Annotated in this window: 16 protein-coding genes; 5 read left to right on the forward strand and 11 right to left on the reverse strand. The window is 51.6% G+C overall.

Annotated elements, in window-relative coordinates:
• Positions 1-6: 6 nt before the first annotated feature.
• The gene (gene hemN / locus ACT53C_RS13360) at positions 7-1,392 is read right to left on the reverse strand and encodes an oxygen-independent coproporphyrinogen III oxidase (RefSeq protein ID WP_194748455.1); all 1,386 of its coding nucleotides are present in this window, start codon (positions 1,390-1,392) and stop codon (positions 7-9) included.
• Positions 1,393-1,629: 237 nt separating this feature from the next.
• Between hemN and fnr the strand changes: the two genes are divergently transcribed.
• On the forward strand, positions 1,630-2,349 hold the full coding sequence (gene fnr / locus ACT53C_RS13365) for a fumarate/nitrate reduction transcriptional regulator Fnr (RefSeq protein ID WP_194747950.1): 720 nt from the start codon (positions 1,630-1,632) through the stop codon (positions 2,347-2,349).
• A 30-nt stretch (positions 2,350-2,379) separates the two neighbouring features.
• Positions 2,380-3,234 (forward strand): radical SAM protein, encoded by an 855-nt coding sequence (locus tag ACT53C_RS13370; protein WP_476146768.1) that lies wholly within the window; start codon positions 2,380-2,382, stop codon positions 3,232-3,234.
• 78 nt (positions 3,235-3,312) lie between these two features.
• On the opposite strand, the gene ACT53C_RS13375 is transcribed toward ACT53C_RS13370, so the two are convergent.
• The 10 genes from ACT53C_RS13375 to ACT53C_RS13420 all read right to left on the reverse strand — a co-directional run bounded on the left by ACT53C_RS13375 (position 3,313) and on the right by ACT53C_RS13420 (position 13,267).
• Positions 3,313-3,534 carry a FixH family protein gene (locus tag ACT53C_RS13375; protein ID WP_228518788.1) on the reverse strand — a complete coding sequence of 74 codons (222 nt, stop codon included), beginning with the start codon at positions 3,532-3,534 and terminating at the stop codon, positions 3,313-3,315.
• A 92-nt stretch (positions 3,535-3,626) separates the two neighbouring features.
• The gene (gene ccoG, locus ACT53C_RS13380) at positions 3,627-5,072 is read right to left on the reverse strand and encodes a cytochrome c oxidase accessory protein CcoG (RefSeq protein ID WP_476146770.1); all 1,446 of its coding nucleotides are present in this window, start codon (positions 5,070-5,072) and stop codon (positions 3,627-3,629) included.
• 17 nt (positions 5,073-5,089) lie between these two features.
• The gene (ccoP, locus tag ACT53C_RS13385) at positions 5,090-5,986 is read right to left on the reverse strand and encodes a cytochrome-c oxidase, cbb3-type subunit III (RefSeq protein ID WP_476146772.1); all 897 of its coding nucleotides are present in this window, start codon (positions 5,984-5,986) and stop codon (positions 5,090-5,092) included.
• A 30-nt stretch (positions 5,987-6,016) separates the two neighbouring features.
• Entirely contained in the window at positions 6,017-6,154 is a 138-nt protein-coding gene (locus tag ACT53C_RS13390) for a cbb3-type cytochrome oxidase subunit 3 (protein ID WP_194747960.1), read from the reverse strand.
• Positions 6,155-6,165: 11 nt separating this feature from the next.
• Positions 6,166-6,792, reverse strand: coding sequence for a cytochrome-c oxidase, cbb3-type subunit II (gene ccoO, locus ACT53C_RS13395; RefSeq protein ID WP_476146774.1), 627 nt, complete (start codon positions 6,790-6,792; stop codon positions 6,166-6,168).
• Positions 6,793-6,802: 10 nt separating this feature from the next.
• On the reverse strand, positions 6,803-8,239 hold the full coding sequence (gene ccoN / locus ACT53C_RS13400; protein ID WP_476146776.1) for a cytochrome-c oxidase, cbb3-type subunit I: 1,437 nt from the start codon (positions 8,237-8,239) through the stop codon (positions 6,803-6,805).
• 141 nt (positions 8,240-8,380) lie between these two features.
• Complete coding sequence (gene ccoS / locus ACT53C_RS13405; protein ID WP_194747968.1) at positions 8,381-8,518, reverse strand: cbb3-type cytochrome oxidase assembly protein CcoS; 138 nt, start codon at positions 8,516-8,518, stop codon at positions 8,381-8,383.
• A gap of 10 nt (positions 8,519-8,528) precedes the next feature.
• The gene (locus ACT53C_RS13410) at positions 8,529-10,817 is read right to left on the reverse strand and encodes a heavy metal translocating P-type ATPase (protein WP_476146779.1); all 2,289 of its coding nucleotides are present in this window, start codon (positions 10,815-10,817) and stop codon (positions 8,529-8,531) included.
• A gap of 186 nt (positions 10,818-11,003) precedes the next feature.
• Positions 11,004-13,055, reverse strand: coding sequence for a methionine--tRNA ligase (gene metG, locus ACT53C_RS13415; RefSeq protein ID WP_476146781.1), 2,052 nt, complete (start codon positions 13,053-13,055; stop codon positions 11,004-11,006).
• Positions 13,056-13,084: 29 nt separating this feature from the next.
• Positions 13,085-13,267 carry a hypothetical protein gene (locus tag ACT53C_RS13420; RefSeq protein ID WP_476146783.1) on the reverse strand — a complete coding sequence of 61 codons (183 nt, stop codon included), beginning with the start codon at positions 13,265-13,267 and terminating at the stop codon, positions 13,085-13,087.
• A 51-nt stretch (positions 13,268-13,318) separates the two neighbouring features.
• On the opposite strand from ACT53C_RS13420, the gene ACT53C_RS13425 reads away from it, so the two are divergent.
• The 3 genes from ACT53C_RS13425 to ACT53C_RS13435 all read left to right on the forward strand — a co-directional run.
• Positions 13,319-13,810 carry an RNA polymerase sigma factor gene (locus ACT53C_RS13425; protein ID WP_194747977.1) on the forward strand — a complete coding sequence of 164 codons (492 nt, stop codon included), beginning with the start codon at positions 13,319-13,321 and terminating at the stop codon, positions 13,808-13,810.
• Between the two features lie 4 nt (positions 13,811-13,814).
• Positions 13,815-14,798 (forward strand): FecR family protein, encoded by a 984-nt coding sequence (locus ACT53C_RS13430; RefSeq protein WP_476146785.1) that lies wholly within the window; start codon positions 13,815-13,817, stop codon positions 14,796-14,798.
• A 101-nt stretch (positions 14,799-14,899) separates the two neighbouring features.
• On the forward strand, positions 14,900-15,438 hold a 539-nt coding region (locus ACT53C_RS13435), incomplete at its 3' end, for an STN domain-containing protein (RefSeq protein ID WP_476146787.1).

A 15,438-nucleotide genomic window follows, 5' to 3' on the forward strand; every position in this document is an offset into this window, starting at 1 on the left:
AGCAGTTTAAAGGATTTTGGAAAACCTTGCACGGTTGGCATCGTGCTGCAAATAACGGTCAAACACCATGGCAATGGCGCGCACAAAATACCAGCCCATTTCGGTGACTTTGAGGCCATCGTCTTCGAGTACGACCAGGCCTTGTTTCTCTTTCTCGGCCAATTGCGCAATTTCTGCCTGAAAATATTGCTTGAAATTGACCATGTAAGACAACTCAATGGATTCGTAACTCAGTTCACCATGGCACATGACCGCCATGATCACGGCACGGCGGATCAGGTCATCGCGGCTTAATGCCAGCCCTCGCACGATAGGTAACTGGCCTTGGTCAAGAAAGTCGTAATACTCTTCGAGGGTTTTGGCATTCTGGCTGTAGGTAGCACCGATCTTGCCAATCGCGGAGACACCCAAAGCCAGAATATCCTGATCAGCCATGGTGCTGTAACCCTGAAAGTTGCGGTGCAACCTGCCCTGCTGTTTGGCAATCGCCAGCGGGTCGTCAGGCAAGGCAAAATGATCCATGCCGATAAAGACATAGCCTGCCAGCATCAGCTGCTGAATCGCTTCTGACAGCATTTGGATTTTATCTACGGCATGTGGCAAGTCCGCTTGCAAAATCCGGCGTTGCGGCTTGAAACGTGACGGCAAGTGCGCGTAGCCATACAGCGCGATACGGTCTGGCCGCAATTGAATAATCTGGGCGATGGTCTGGCGGAAGGTCGCCGGGGTTTGTTTGGGCAAGCCGTAAATCAAGTCGGTATTGATAGACGCAAACCCCAGGTCGCGCGCATGTTGCATCAGGCTTTCAACCTGCGCATAAGACTGCACCCGGTGCACGGCCTGCTGTACCTCGGCATCAAAGTCTTGCACGCCAAAACTCAGGCGGTTAAAGCCCAGCTCGCGCAAGTGTTGCAAGCGTTGCTGATTGACGGTACGTGGATCAATTTCAATCGAGTATTCACCGTCTTTGGCAAAGGCAAACGCCTGCTTGAACATCTGCATGAGTTGCGTCAACTCGGCATCATTGAGAAACGTCGGCGTGCCCCCGCCCAGATGCAACTGGTTGACGGTTTGCTTTTTGGCAAACTTGTCCAAGTGCAAATCAAGCTCGCGTTGCAGGTAGTTGAGGTAAACCGCGCCTTGCTCATAACGCTTGGTGACTATCTTGTTGCATGCGCAATAAAAACACAGCGAGGCACAAAACGGGATATGCACATACAACGAGAGCGGCTGCGTCCAGTTGCTGATATTGCGCTGCTCGGCCGCCTTGAGATAAGCAGCGGCGTCAAACGCCTCAACAAAGCGGTCTGCTGTAGGATAAGAGGTATAACGAGGCCCGGAGACGTCATAGCGCTCAATATGCTCTTGAGTAATCAGCAACGGGGAGTTCATGGTTTCTGGCAAATTCTTTCCTATCAGTATCCCGAAACTGGACTTTACGGGTTCATCTGGCGCTACTGTGCCATAAACCAATGCAGGGCTTTTTGACACACGTCAAATGCAGCTTGCGTCGCCTGCTGCATAATGCGCCTAAATACAAAAGGAAGAGGTCACACCATGTTCAATGAAATCGCAACCGAAGAGGCGTATAATTTGCCGCATGTTCAACGTCAGTCAAGGACGCCCTCCATGCAAGCAGAATCCAGTTTCAAGGTTGCCTGCTCCAATTGTAACTTGCGTGAACTGTGCCTGCCGGTAGGCTTGAGCACAGATGAAATGACTAAACTGGATGGCATGGTTGCCACCCGTAAAAAGATCAAGCAAGGTGGTCACTTGTATAGCAGTGGCGATGCCTTCACCACGCTTTATGCGATCCGCACTGGTTTTTTCAAGACCTGCGTCGTCTCGGAAGATGGCCGTGAACAAGTCACCGGCTTTCAGATGGCCGGTGAAATCATGGGCTTGGATGGCATTGTCAGTGACAAGCACAACTGTAACGCTATTGCCCTCGAAGACGCCGAAGTCTGTGTGATGCCCTTCAATCATGTCGAAGACCTGTCGCGTGAGATTCCTGTCTTGCAACGCCATGTGCACAAAATTATGAGCCGCGAGATCGTGCGCGAAAACGGCGTCATGATGTTGTTGGCTAATATGCGCGCCGAAGAACGCCTGGCGGCGTTTCTGCTCAACTTGCTGCAACGCCTGCATGCACGTGGCTATTCCAAAAGCGAATTGATTTTACGCATGACGCGTGAAGAGATAGGCAGCTACCTGGGCATGAAACTGGAAACAGTGAGCCGTACTTTCTCCAAATTTAGTGATGAAGGCATTATCGAGGTCAAGCAAAAGAATATCCGTATTCTGGACCACGAAAAGCTTAAAACCATCTTCAACGCCAGCACCTGCTAGGCGGTTGCTGACGTCTGTAAGCGCTGAGGGATGCCACTGCCTTCGTCTCTAGTTGAGGCCTTACAGCGCATGGCCGCGCAACAAGCCTGGCAATATGTTTATCCAGTGTGGTCCCGCCGCGCGCAGGGCCTTTCCATCGGCATCAACCTGCACCCGAATCAATGCTGTAACTGGCATTGCATTTATTGCCAGGTGCCTGGGCTGCATCGCGGCCCCTCCCCGGTCATTGACTTGGACCACCTGCAACAAGAATTAAGCGCCTGCCTGCACTGGCTAAGACAGCACTTACACGCAGCAAAGCGTGTATTGTCGGAAGATGTGCAGGATATTGCCTTTGCCGGAGACGGTGAACCGACCACCTCGCCGCAATTTCCTGAAGCCTTGGCACTGGTTGAACGATTGCTGAGCCAGAGCGCGCAAACAGACCGTCCGGCACGGGTCAGGCTCATTACCAATGGCAGCCAAATGCATCTGGCCACGACACAGCAAGCCTTAAAGGTACTGCAACAGATGGGGGGGGAAGTCTGGTTTAAGCTCGATGCAGGCAACGATGCGGAAATGCTGGCAGTGAATGATGCGCGTTTGCCACTTAGCCTGCATCTGCAACGGTTGGCGGCTTGCAGCATGGCTTGCCGGACCTGGGTACAAACCGCTGTGATGCAGCGATGCATCACGGATCAACTGGTCACCACCCCCGCATTAGCCGGCTATGTGCAGGCGTTGCTACCACTTAAAGAGAACATTGAAGGCGTTTTGTTGTATGGCATCGCCAGACCTAGCCAGCAAGACACGCTGGCCAGCATTCAAGCATCAGACATACTGCTGTTACAGCAGTATGCTGAGGCTTTGCGCACGCAGGGTTTTAACGTGCGCCTATTTGCCTAAACGCTGATCCCTTACCCGCAATGCTCGCGCCTGAATCAGGGATTAGATGCGCGTCAGCGCTGAGAGACAGGCAGACGGTTACTGTTCAGCCGGTTTCAGGCCGGTCTGCGCATGGTTACGCGCCTGGATGGCGGGCGCCATGGCATCTGTCTGGCCGTCTTGCGCTTGCGCATCCAGCGTCTTGTTGATTTCTATGCCCTTGCGGTAGTAATCATCAATCGCTGGGTCAGGATGCGTAATCGCCAGATACAAGGTGATGAATGAAGCCACAATCACGGCAGAAGGGCCGCCTATAATCATCCAGACATAAGGGTTGTGATACCACTTTTTCTGGTCAACCGCTTTAGCGGCCGGTTTCTGCTGTGCTTGGTGTTGTGACAATGTCTGCTCCATTAGTTGCTCGGCACAATAAAGACCGACTTTTCTTTGACCGCTTCGCTGGTTTGTAAATCCGTCATTTCGAAAAAGATTTTATGCGAACCAGCTCTGGTGACACCATCAGGCAACTCCAGCTCAATCACCACATTGCGTGTCTCAAACGGCCGCAAGCCTTTGAAGTCCTGGCTATTCTCGTCAGCAAAGTGCACCACCAAGCCTTCAAGCCCCGTGACCTTCAATGCATAGTCATGGACGGCTTCAGTATCATTTTCAAGCTTGAGGTTATACACGTTTTCAATCATGCCATCATCTGTGTAGCGAGACATGACTGCACGGTCACGTAACACATCCAGCCTGAAATCAGGCTTGAAGTAGAGGCTGACCACCATGCCAACGGTGAGTGCCAACAAAATCGCGGTGTAAATAATCACGCGCGGGCGCAGCAAGCGCTGCAGCATTTGCTGACGGTTCCAGCGGTTGGTGATGCCGTTTTGCGTGGAGTACTTGATCAAGCCCTTGGCATAGCCCATTTTGTCCATCACATCGTCGCAAGCATCAATACAGGCACCGCAACCAATACACTCGTATTGCAAGCCTTTACGGATATCAATCCCGGTCGGACAGACTTGCACACAGATACTGCAATCGATACAACTGCCCAGACCATTGGCATTCTCGGCGACTTTTTTAGAGCGTGCGCCGCGCGGTTCACCACGCGCCTCGTCATAGGTCACGATCATGGTGTCATCGTCAAACATGGCACTCTGAAAGCGGGCATAAGGGCACATATATTTGCAGACTTGCTCACGCATATAGCCTGCATTGCCATAAGTGGCAAAGCCGTAAAAGCAAATCCAGAATGTTTCCCAGCCACCCAATTGCCAGTTCACAATATTGGGTACCAGCTCGCGAATGGAGGAGAAGTAACCCACAAAGGTCACACCTGTCCACAAGCCAAAGGCGATCCAGGCAAACTGCTTGAGCGATTTGCGCGTAATCTTGTTCAGATTCCATTTGCTGTCATCGAGGCGCATACGTGCGATACGATCCCCCTCGATTTTATTTTCCATCCACATGAAAATCTCGGTATACACCGTTTGCGGACAGGTGTAGCCACACCACAAGCGACCGGCAATGGCCGTAAACAGAAACAGCGACAGCGCAGACACAATCAGCAGAAACGACAAATAGATCAGATCCTGTGGATGAAAGATCAGGCCGAAGATATAAAAGCGCTTGGCATCCAGGTCGAACAGCATGGCCTGACGACCATCCCATTGCAGCCAGGGTACACCATAGAAAAACAGTTGCGTGGCCCACACCATGACCCAGCGCCAGTTGTTGAACATCCCGGAGACGCTACGGGCATAGATCTTATCTGCGGATTTATAAAGTGACAAAACCACCTCCTGTTCAGGGATGGTGGTTTTGTTCACAGCGTTTTGTTTAATATCGCTCATGGGTTATCTGCATTCGCCTATTTGTTGGAAAGACCCCAAACATAAGCAGTCAGCAGATGAATTTGCTCTGGGCTGAATTTTTCTTTCCAGGCTGGCATCACGTTGTTTTTACCTTCATGAATACGCTTGATGATCGCGGCTTCGCCTTGACCATGCAACCAGATGTTGTCTGTCAGGTTAGGCGCACCAATCGCCTGGTTGCCTTTGCCTTCTGGACCATGGCAAGCAGCACAGACCACAAACTTGTCTTTACCGGCATTGGCACGACCAGAGTCATGAATACTGCCAGACAAGCTCAATACGTAGTTGGCGACGTTTTTCACATCTTCTTCACTACCAACAGCGGCCGCCATCGGCGGCATGATGCCGTTACGGCCGTTGGTGATGGTCAGCTTGATGGTGTCAGGTGAACCACCATACAACCAGTCATTGTCGGTCAGGTTAGGAAAGCCACGGCTCCCTTTGGCATCTGAACCATGACAAGCAGCACAGTTGTTTAGGAAAATACGCTTGCCAATGTCACGCGCCTCAGGAATCTTGGCTACTTCTTCTACCGGCATGGCTGCATATTTGGCATACAGCGGAGCGATCTTGGCATTGTTCTTTGCCACTTCAGCTTCGTACTGCTTAACTTCCGACCAGCCGAACTTGCCGTTGTAAGTGCCCAGACCTGGAAACAGGTACAAATAGGTCAGGCCAAAAATTACGGTAATGATAAACAAGCCTACCCACCACATTGGCAGCGGATTGTTCATCTCCTTGATGCCATCCCATTCGTGACCATTGGTGTTATCGCTATCCAAAGGCACTTTGACGCGGCTTGCGAAAATCAGCAAACCGACACAGAAAGCAATCCCGCCCAAGGTAATGGTCGAAATCCAGATCGGCCAAAAACCATTTACAAAATCATTCATGATGTTTTCCTTAACCTTTCCGCGCAGTATTTAGTCTTGGTCGAACGGCAGATTTTGCGCGTCCTTGAATTGCGCGGAGTTGCGATTGCGCCATGCCCAAATCAAAATTGCCACAAACAGGACGAAACTCAGTACTGTAAAAAATATGCGTAGTATGTTGATATCCATGGCGCGTCTCCTTATTTCAGGTGTGTACCCAACACTTGCAGGTAAGACACCAGTGCATCCTGCTCGGTTTTGCCTTTGATTTCATCCCCTGCAGCCTTGATCTGCGCGTCGGTGTAAGGCACGCCAACTTTACGCAGCGCAGCCATATGGTCACCAATGGTTTTGTCGTCAACCAGGTTTTCTTCCAGCCATGGGTAGGCTGGCATGATGGACTCAGGTACGACATCACGCGGGTTGTGCAGGTGCACACGGTGCCAGTCATCACTGTACTTACCACCAATACGGTGCAGGTCAGGACCCGTACGCTTACTGCCCCACTGGAACGGGTGATCATAAACGTACTCACCAGCAACTGAGTAATGGCCATAACGCAGCGTTTCAGCGTGGAAAGGACGAATCATCTGTGAGTGGCAGTTGTAGCAACCTTCACGCAGATAAATGTCACGGCCAGCCAGTTGCAACGCGGTGTAAGGCTCCAGACCACGGATAGGCTCTGTTGTGGACTTCTGGAAGAACAAAGGCACGATTTCGACCAGACCACCAAAGGAGATCGTGATGAAGGTCAGCACGATCAGCAGGAAGTTGCTGGTTTCAATCTTTTCGTGAAAATTGCCACTATTGTTTTGATGCGTAGCCATAGTGAATTCCTTAAGCGTGAGCAACCACAGCGGGCACTTCTACAGTGACTGCTTTGCCGTTAGTTGCTGTTTTATATGTATTCCACAACATGATGATCAAACCGCTCATGTACAGGAAACCACCCAATGCACGTGTGAAGTAGTATGGGAACTTGGCTTTCACACTTTCAACGAAGGTGTACGCCAATGTGCCGTCAGCGTTCATGGCACGCCACATCAAGCCTTCCATCACGCCAGAAATCCACAATGCAGCGATGTACAGCACTACGCCGATGGTTGCCATCCAGAAGTGCACTTCAATCGCTTTCACGCTGTACATTTGTTTTTGACCAAACAAACGTGGAATCAGGAAGTACAGGGAACCGATAGACACGAAACCAACCCAGCCCAGCGCACCAGAGTGCACGTGACCCACGGTCCAGTCAGTGTAGTGAGACAAGGCGTTCACAGTCTTGATCGCCATCATCGGACCTTCAAAGGTACTCATACCGTAGAAAGACAGGGAAACAATCAGGAAGCGCAAGATTGGGTCTGTGCGCAGTTTGTGCCATGCGCCAGACAAGGTCATGATACCGTTGATCATGCCACCCCAGCTTGGTGCAAACAGGATCAGGGACAACACCATACCCAAGGATTGTGTCCAGTCAGGCAAGGCAGTGTAATGCAGGTGGTGAGGACCCGCCCACATGTAAGTGAAGATCAGTGCCCAGAAGTGCACGATAGACAAGCTGTAAGAGTAGACAGGACGCTCAGCTTGTTTAGGCACAAAGTAGTACATCATGCCCAGAAAGCCCGCTGTCAGGAAGAAACCAACCGCGTTGTGACCATACCACCACTGCACCATCGCATCTTGTACGCCAGCGTAAGCAGAGTAAGACTTCATGTAGCCTGCTGGAATCGCAGCACTTTCAACGATGTGCAACAAAGCCACCGCCAGAATAAATGCACCGTAGAACCAGTTAGCCACATAGATATGCTTCACTTTACGGATACCGATGGTACCGAAGAAGTTGACCGCGTAAGCAATCCAAACCACTGCAATCAGGATGTCGATTGGCCATTCCAGTTCGCCGTATTCCTTACCTTGGGTATAACCCAGTGGCAGGGAAATCGCAGCGGACACAATCACCGCTTGCCAGCCCCAGAAAGTAAAACTACTCAATTTGTCGCTGAACAGACGTGTCTGGCAGGTACGTTGCACGACATAGTATGAAGTCGCGAACAGCGCACAGCCACCAAACGCAAAAATCACTGCGTTGGTATGCAGTGGTCTCAAGCGGCCAAAAGAGGTAAACGGCAGGCCCAGGTTCAGCTCTGGCCACACCAGCTGGGACGCAATAATCACGCCCATCAGTGTACCCACAACACCCCAAACCACTGCCATGATTGCGAACTGGCGGACTACACTATCGTTGTAGGTCGCAGCCTTCACGGTTGCATTTTGCATGGATTTCTCCCAATGATTAAAACAAACACCCAACACTAAAAAAACTTCTAGTTGTTCACCCTGATATTCTCAGAGATGTCACAAATTTGATTTGACTCACATCAATACTGCTTAAGAATCCCCGATCCTGCTTGAGAATTCCTAATCCTGCTCGAGAATTCTGGACCCCTCTTCCTCCAAGTCTTCAAATTGCCCGGTTTGAATGGCCCACCATAAGCCACCCAAAATCACAAACACCAGCAGCACTGCCAGTGGGATCAGTAAGTATGCAATTTCCATTGAGCGATGCCTAACCTTTCTGCCAGGCCGACTTATCCCAGTCGGTCAATCGCAATGCATTTAACAGTACCAGCAACGAACTGGCCGCCATCCCCAACCCGGCTAACCAGGCAGGCAACAGCCCCATAATCGCCAAAGGCACCCCGGCCGCGTTATACAACGCCGCCCACAACAAATTCTGTTTTACGATGAGGATGGTTTTTTTGCAGTGTGAAATGAGCGAAACCAGCACGCCGATATCATTGCCCAACACTACCATATCGGCCTGTGCCTGCGTCAAAGGGACGCCGGAACCCATTGCAATAGAAGTATGCGCTGCTGCAATGACAGGGCCGTCATTCAAACCATCACCTACCATCAACACTTTCCGCCCCTGTTGTTGCAGCTGCTTGACATGCTGCAGCTTATCTTCTGCTTTTTGTAACCCTGCTGCTCGCTGGATACCCAGTTGTGATGCAAGGTTTTTAACGGCCGCTATTCTATCACCAGATAACAGTTGAATATCAAGCCCGGATGCAATTAATTGTGAAACAGCCGCCTTGGCGTGTGGCTTCACTTGCTCCGACAACGCCAATGTTGCCAACATTTGGCCATTGCTAGCCAAATAGACTACTCGCAACGCCTCGTGTTCCGGCTTGACCGTGATCCCGCAAAACTCAGCATTGCCCAATTTTAATGGCATGGAATCACCAGACTGTGTGATCAAGGTCGCAGACATGCCACCCCCCACAATTTCTTGCCAGTCCTGCATCTCCAGCTGGTCACTCGCGTCTTGCCGGGTGGCAAATCCATGCAAGGCCTGCGCCACCGGATGCAGGGAATCACGGCTCATGCTGGCAATCACATCCAGCAGCCAATGATGGTCTTGCCCGGCGGCCATTTCGACCGCGCTGACCTCTTGCAAGCTCTCGGTCAAGGTTCCGGTTTTATCAAATACAATGGTGTCAATTTCGCTGAGGGCCTGAATCGCCTGCAGACGGCGGATCAGCACCCCGCCTTTGGCAAACGTGCCCGCACTGGCCAGCATGGCCGCAGGCGTTGCCAGCGACAAGGCACAAGGGCAAGTCACTACCAGCACCGCCACTGCTGACATAATCGCTTTGGCCGGATCGGTGGTCCACCAGAAAACCAGGGCATACAGCGCGGCCAGCAGCACACCCCACAAGAAGGGTTGCGCCACTTTATCAGCCAGCAAGGCGATGCCAGGTTTCTCGGTTGAAGCAGAGGCCATCAGGTTCACCAGCGCATGATACTGTGTACCCTCACCCACCTGCTCCACCTGCATTTCAATCGCCGAAGTCAGGTTACCCGAACCGGCAATCACAGTTGCGCCGGCAGGTTTCAACACTGGGTCCGACTCACCTGTCAGCATGGATTCATCGGCACTGGTATTGCCTACCAGCACCTTGCCGTCGGCGGCAAACACTTCACCAGGGCGCACATATAAGACATCGCCCACATTGATGTTGCTGGCGGCGATTTGCACCCATTCGCCCGTTTCATTCTTTTTGAGCACCGCATGTGGCAAGCGACGCATCATGTTTTCCAGCGCGCCTGCCGTGCGGTTGCGCAGCTTCACATCCAGCCAGCGGCCAACCAGCAAAAAGCTGACAAACATGGTCAGAGAATCGTAATAGACCACATCGCCCCACCAGCCACCCGGTACAAACGTGGCCAGCGTACTCATGATAAAGGCAGCCAGTATGCCCAGTGACACCGGCACATCCATGCCTAACTGGCGTTTTTTGAGACTGTTCCAGGCCTGGGAGAGAAACGGCGTCGCAGAAAACAGCATCACGGGCAGTGTCAGCACCCATGATGCCCACTTCATCAACTGCACCATGTCAGGCGCCATGTCATTACTGCCTGTCCAATAAGTGGGATAGGCATACATCATGACCTGCATCATGCAGAAGACGGCGACCACCAGGCGCCACAGCATCTTGCGCTGCTGCACGGTTCTGTCGCTGATGGCGTTGTATTCGTTAAGCGGAAGCGCTGGGTAGCCAATCTCGTTAAGACCGGCAAACCATTGCGAGGGGGAGGTTTGATGCGCATCCCATACCACACGGACGCGCTTGGAAGCGGCACTGGCATGCACAGCCAGCACACCACGCATTTGTTTCAATGTCTGCTCAATGCGACCACTGCAGGCGGCACAATGCATGCTATCAACCCAGACATGCGAGGTCCACACCTCGTTGGCAGAAGCATCACGCTGACTAAACCGCTCCCACTCGGACTGGACATCCAGCCCCTGCCAGGGATTTGCACTGCTCACTGCTAAAGGGGTTGCCATTGGGTGATGGAGCATCCGTGAAACAATCTATAACTTTATATTATATGATTGAATATAATATAAATCAATGTGTTAGCGAACTTTTCAAGCTGTCATTAAAGCAGCAAACGATCTTCTCTTTGTTGATTTGGCGCAAACATCGCGTCCATGACAGCCCAAGAAAACCGCCTGATGCGCATGCAACCATTATTTCACACGCATCCCCGCTTGCGCACCACTGTCAGGTGAGAGGATATAAGGTCCGCCCCGCTCATCACTGGCGGCCAGCACCATGCCCTCACTCATGCCAAACTTCATTTTGCGTGGCGCCAGATTAGCCACCATCACAGTCAGCCGCCCCACCAGCGTCGCTGGGTCATAAGCGGACTTGATACCGGCAAACACTTGACGCGGCTTCTCTTCGCCAATATCGAGTTGCAGCTTAAGTAACTTCTCTGCACCCTCTACGTGCTCGGCGCTGACAATTTTGGCAATCCGTAAATCCACCTTGCCAAAGTCATCAATCGAGATATACGCACCCTCTTCTGCCGCCTTGGCTTCGGCTTTCGCTTCTACCTTTACTTCAGCTTTGGCAGGTGCTGCCGCTTGCAGGCTTTCTTTATTGGCTTCGACCATGGCCTCGATTTGCTTGGCCTCCAAACGCGTCACCATATGACTATATGCCTGGATTGTTTGCGCAGCCAGACCTTGGTTCACATGTGACCACTGCAAGGCTGGCACGTTCAAGAAAGCCTCCACCGCACTAGCGATATTTGGTAACACCGGCTTCAGATAAATGGTCAACAGACGGAACATTTCCAGCGCATTACTGCAAATGATATGCAGCTCAGCCGCCTTGCTTTCGTCTTTAGCCACCACCCACGGCGCCGCTTCGGCGACATAGCCATTCGCGGCATCGGTCAGCTTCATGATTTCACGCAAAGCACGCGCAAAATCACGCGCGGCATAGGCTTCGGCAATCACAGGCGCGGCGGCGCGCATCTCGTCAATCACAGCGTGCTGCGCTGCAATCACTTGGTGATCGAATTTTTTGGCGATAAAGCCGGCCGTGCGGCTGGCGATATTGATATATTTACCCACCAGATCACTATTCACCCGGGCAACAAAATCTTCCAGGTTGAGATCGACATCTTCCATACTGCCATTCAGTTTAGCGGCATAGTAGTAGCGCAAGTATTCAGGATTTTTGACATGTTCCAAGTAGCTACGCGCCGTGATAAACGTGCCGCGCGACTTGGACATTTTTTCGCCGTTCACAGTCAAAAAACCATGCGCAAACACCTGCGTAGGCGTGCGGTGACCGGAATATTCCAGCGTGGCTGGCCAGAACAAGGCATGAAAATACAGGATATCCTTGCCGATAAAGTGATACAGCTCGGTCGAAGAATCCTTTTTCCAGTACTCATCAAAGTCCAAACCAGCTTTGGCACACAGATTTTTGAAGCTGGCCATGTAGCCAATTGGCGCATCCAGCCAGACATAAAAATACTTGCCTGGCGCATCCGGGATTTCAAAGCCAAAATAAGGCGCATCGCGCGAAATATCCCAATCGGAGAGCTTGTTCTCGCCCGCCTCGCCTACCCACTCGCTCATCTTGTTGGCAGCTTCGGCTTGCAGCGTGCCAGACCGTGTCCAGTCACGCAAAAAGTCAGCACATTCACTGAGCTTGAAGAAATAGTGTTCGGTCTCTTTACGTACTGGCGTCGCACCAGAAACGGCAGAATAGGGATTTAGCAAATCTGTCGGGCTGTAGGTCGCACCGCACACTTCACAGTTATCGCCATACTGGTCTTTGGCGTGGCACTTGGGGCACTCGCCTTTGATAAAGCGATCCGGCAAAAACATACTTTTCACCGGGTCAAAATATTGCTCTATGGTTTTGCTGGCGATTTTGCCGTTGGCCTTGAGCGCCTTGTAAATGCCAGAGGCCAGTTCGCGGTTTTCTTGCGAGTTGGTGGAATAGTAGTTATCAAACTGCACCAAAAATTCGGCAAAATCCTGGCTGTGCTCAGCGTGGACTTTCTCAATCAACGCCTCAGGGGTAATGCCCTCTTTTTCAGCACGCAACATAATCGGCGTGCCATGCGTATCATCCGCGCAAACATAATGCACGGTATGCCCCTGCATCTTGTGAAAACGCACCCAGATATCGGTTTGAATGTATTCAACCAAATGGCCCAGATGGATACTGCCATTGGCATAAGGCAAGGCGGAGGTCACCAGAAGTTTGCGTGTCATGTCAGCCAGATCAAAATAAAACGACTATTTTAGCAAACCATGCGGCATTTCAGCGATGCCAGCGGCAGATAATGTTTGTGAGCAAACGCGCGATCAACCCCTGGCTCATTTAAACCAATATGGTTGATATCAACCATATACTCACAACCAAAGTCACAGCTTGAATTTATAAAAATCATGATAAACAACAAGTTAGCCCATGCTGGCTGCACGGTACAATCCTTGCCTGATGCCAAACAAGTTCACCTTACTGGCAAATTCGCATGTTATGGCATGGCATTAATCTTCATTGGGCATATAGCACGTTGCTACCCGGCATCCGCCGTAAAACGCAATGCCAGCATCATGCCAAGGATATTTTGCATGATGGCTTTCTGCGCTTTGCCCTGACCACCAGCCCCAACCGCGGGCAAGAACCGCATGCCTATCTGCGTACCATCGTACAAAATCTGCTGCTTGAGCATTACCGTAAAGAGCGTTATTTTGCCGAGTATCAGCAACAGGCAGACTTGGAAGAACCCGTCACGATTTCCGTCGAACATCTGGCAGACATCAAACAACGGCTGGAACTCGTCACCCAAATCATTCAGGACCTACCGCCCAAATGCCGCCAGGTGTTTGTCATGTACCGCATTGAAGGCCATGCGCAAAAAGACATTGCAACGCAACTCAACATTAGCCTCAACATGGTCGAACGCCACCTGATCCGCGCCTTGCTAGACCTGCGTGCGGCGCGCGAGCAGTTTCTCAAATAAGCGCATGTCGGCCCATCAAAAAATCGCTGAGACAGCTGCCCGCTGGTTTATCCGCATGCAAGAAGCGGCACCAGACGCGCCGGAACGCAGCCAGTTTGAAGCCTGGCTCATGCAAAGCCCATTGCATCAACAAGAATACCGTAGCATCAGCGAAGCCTGGCAAGGCATAGACTCGGTCACCGAGCTGCAATCTCTGGCGCAGGCCAAACAGGCTGATGCTTTCTTCAAACAGAGCGAGCGCAAAAAATCGCGGCAGAAACTGGCTGGCACGGTGGCCAGCGTGGTCGCGGCGCTGTGCATAGGCTGGGCAGGCTTGCACCAATATCAGGTTTGGCAAAGCACGCCCACGCTACAACTCGCCGCGCAAACCACCACCGCCCAACTCAGCACACAAACGCTGGACGACGGCAGCCGTGTCACACTCAATGCCAACTCGCGTATTGAGATCAAGTACTACCGCAACCAGCGCCACATTGACCTGCTGCAAGGTGAAGCCGTGTTTGAAGTGCAACCAGACCGAGACCGACCCTTTGTAGTAGAAACCCAGCGCCTGAAAGTCACCGTGCTGGGCACACGCTTTGCCGTCAACAAACTCAAACAGCTTGAACGTGTCAGCGTCGATCACGGCAAGGTACAAGTGCTCAACAAGCAAGATCAGCAAGGCCTCATCCTGCAAAATAACCAGGTCGCTGAAATCAACCAGCACGGCCTGCAAGCTCGCCCACAAGTGAGTGCCCAGGACTACTTCCGCTTTATTAGCGGCACCTTGGTATTTAATCAATCCTCGCTCTCAGAAATCGCCGAAACCCTCACCCGCTACCAGCCCCAACCCATCACCAGCGATGAGCGTTCCAGCGAAAAAATCAGCGCCGTGGTCGCCATTAAAGACAGCAACAGCTTTATCGCCACCCTGCCCCGCATAGCCAATGTGCGTGTGCACCGCAGCCCAGAAGGTATTCAACTAGAAACTTACCCCGCAGCCAAATAAGCAAATCGCACATCATTACATTTTTTTGCAATCAACATATCAGGGTTTTGACGCCCCGTGCATTAAGGCAATAACAAGCCAAAAAGTAACGGGGAAGTCAGATGCACACACCAAAAAAATTGATTCTGGGCGCAGCCATCGCCGCCTGCTTTAGCAGCCAGCCGACCTGGCTCAACCCTTTATGGGCGGCAGAGCTTAATACCAAGTTGCCGCAGTCAGAAGAAGACGTTTTGCTCTCGCAAAAAATCACCATCACCTTGCCAGCCCAACCACTGGCCGCTTCGCTAAAAACACTGAGCGCCAAAATAGGTTTAAACATCACTTATAACGATAAGCTTGTGTCAGATAAACAAGCCCCGGCGCTGAGCGGCACCATGCGTAGCAAAGAGGCGTTGCAAAAACTGTTGGCAAATACCGGGCTTGAAGCGAAGTTAAATGACAACACGCTTTATATACAACGCATAACAAAGGTTGAAACAAAAGATATACAGCTAGATAAAGTAGAAGTCCGTGCAAAACGGTTTTATGAAATTGGGCCTTTGGGAGGCACTGGCCTGACCAAAGAAGAAATCCCTGGCAACGTGCAATCGCTCACAGCTCAAGACATTAAAGAGGCGCATGCTTTAAGTCTAACCGATTT

The organism is Methylophilus sp. DMC14 (assembly GCF_056314085.1).

Coding starts and splice junctions, on each gene's coding strand:
- ACT53C_RS13430 (WP_476146785.1), top strand. CDS start 13,815: ATGTCGGCCCATCAAAAAATCGCTGAGACAGCTGCCCGCTGGTTTATC.
- ccoO (WP_476146774.1), bottom strand. CDS start 6,792: ATGGCTACGCATCAAAACAATAGTGGCAATTTTCACGAAAAGATTGAA.
- ccoG (WP_476146770.1), bottom strand. CDS start 5,072: ATGAGCGATATTAAACAAAACGCTGTGAACAAAACCACCATCCCTGAA.
- ACT53C_RS13375 (WP_228518788.1), bottom strand. CDS start 3,534: ATGATTATAGGCGGCCCTTCTGCCGTGATTGTGGCTTCATTCATCACC.
- ccoS (WP_194747968.1), bottom strand. CDS start 8,518: ATGGAAATTGCATACTTACTGATCCCACTGGCAGTGCTGCTGGTGTTT.
- fnr (WP_194747950.1), top strand. CDS start 1,630: ATGCAAGCAGAATCCAGTTTCAAGGTTGCCTGCTCCAATTGTAACTTG.
- ACT53C_RS13370 (WP_476146768.1), top strand. CDS start 2,380: ATGCCACTGCCTTCGTCTCTAGTTGAGGCCTTACAGCGCATGGCCGCG.
- hemN (WP_194748455.1), bottom strand. CDS start 1,392: ATGAACTCCCCGTTGCTGATTACTCAAGAGCATATTGAGCGCTATGAC.
- ccoP (WP_476146772.1), bottom strand. CDS start 5,986: ATGAATGATTTTGTAAATGGTTTTTGGCCGATCTGGATTTCGACCATT.
- metG (WP_476146781.1), bottom strand. CDS start 13,055: ATGACACGCAAACTTCTGGTGACCTCCGCCTTGCCTTATGCCAATGGC.
- ACT53C_RS13390 (WP_194747960.1), bottom strand. CDS start 6,154: ATGGATATCAACATACTACGCATATTTTTTACAGTACTGAGTTTCGTC.
- ACT53C_RS13425 (WP_194747977.1), top strand. CDS start 13,319: ATGTTATGGCATGGCATTAATCTTCATTGGGCATATAGCACGTTGCTA.
- ACT53C_RS13410 (WP_476146779.1), bottom strand. CDS start 10,817: ATGGCAACCCCTTTAGCAGTGAGCAGTGCAAATCCCTGGCAGGGGCTG.
- ccoN (WP_476146776.1), bottom strand. CDS start 8,239: ATGCAAAATGCAACCGTGAAGGCTGCGACCTACAACGATAGTGTAGTC.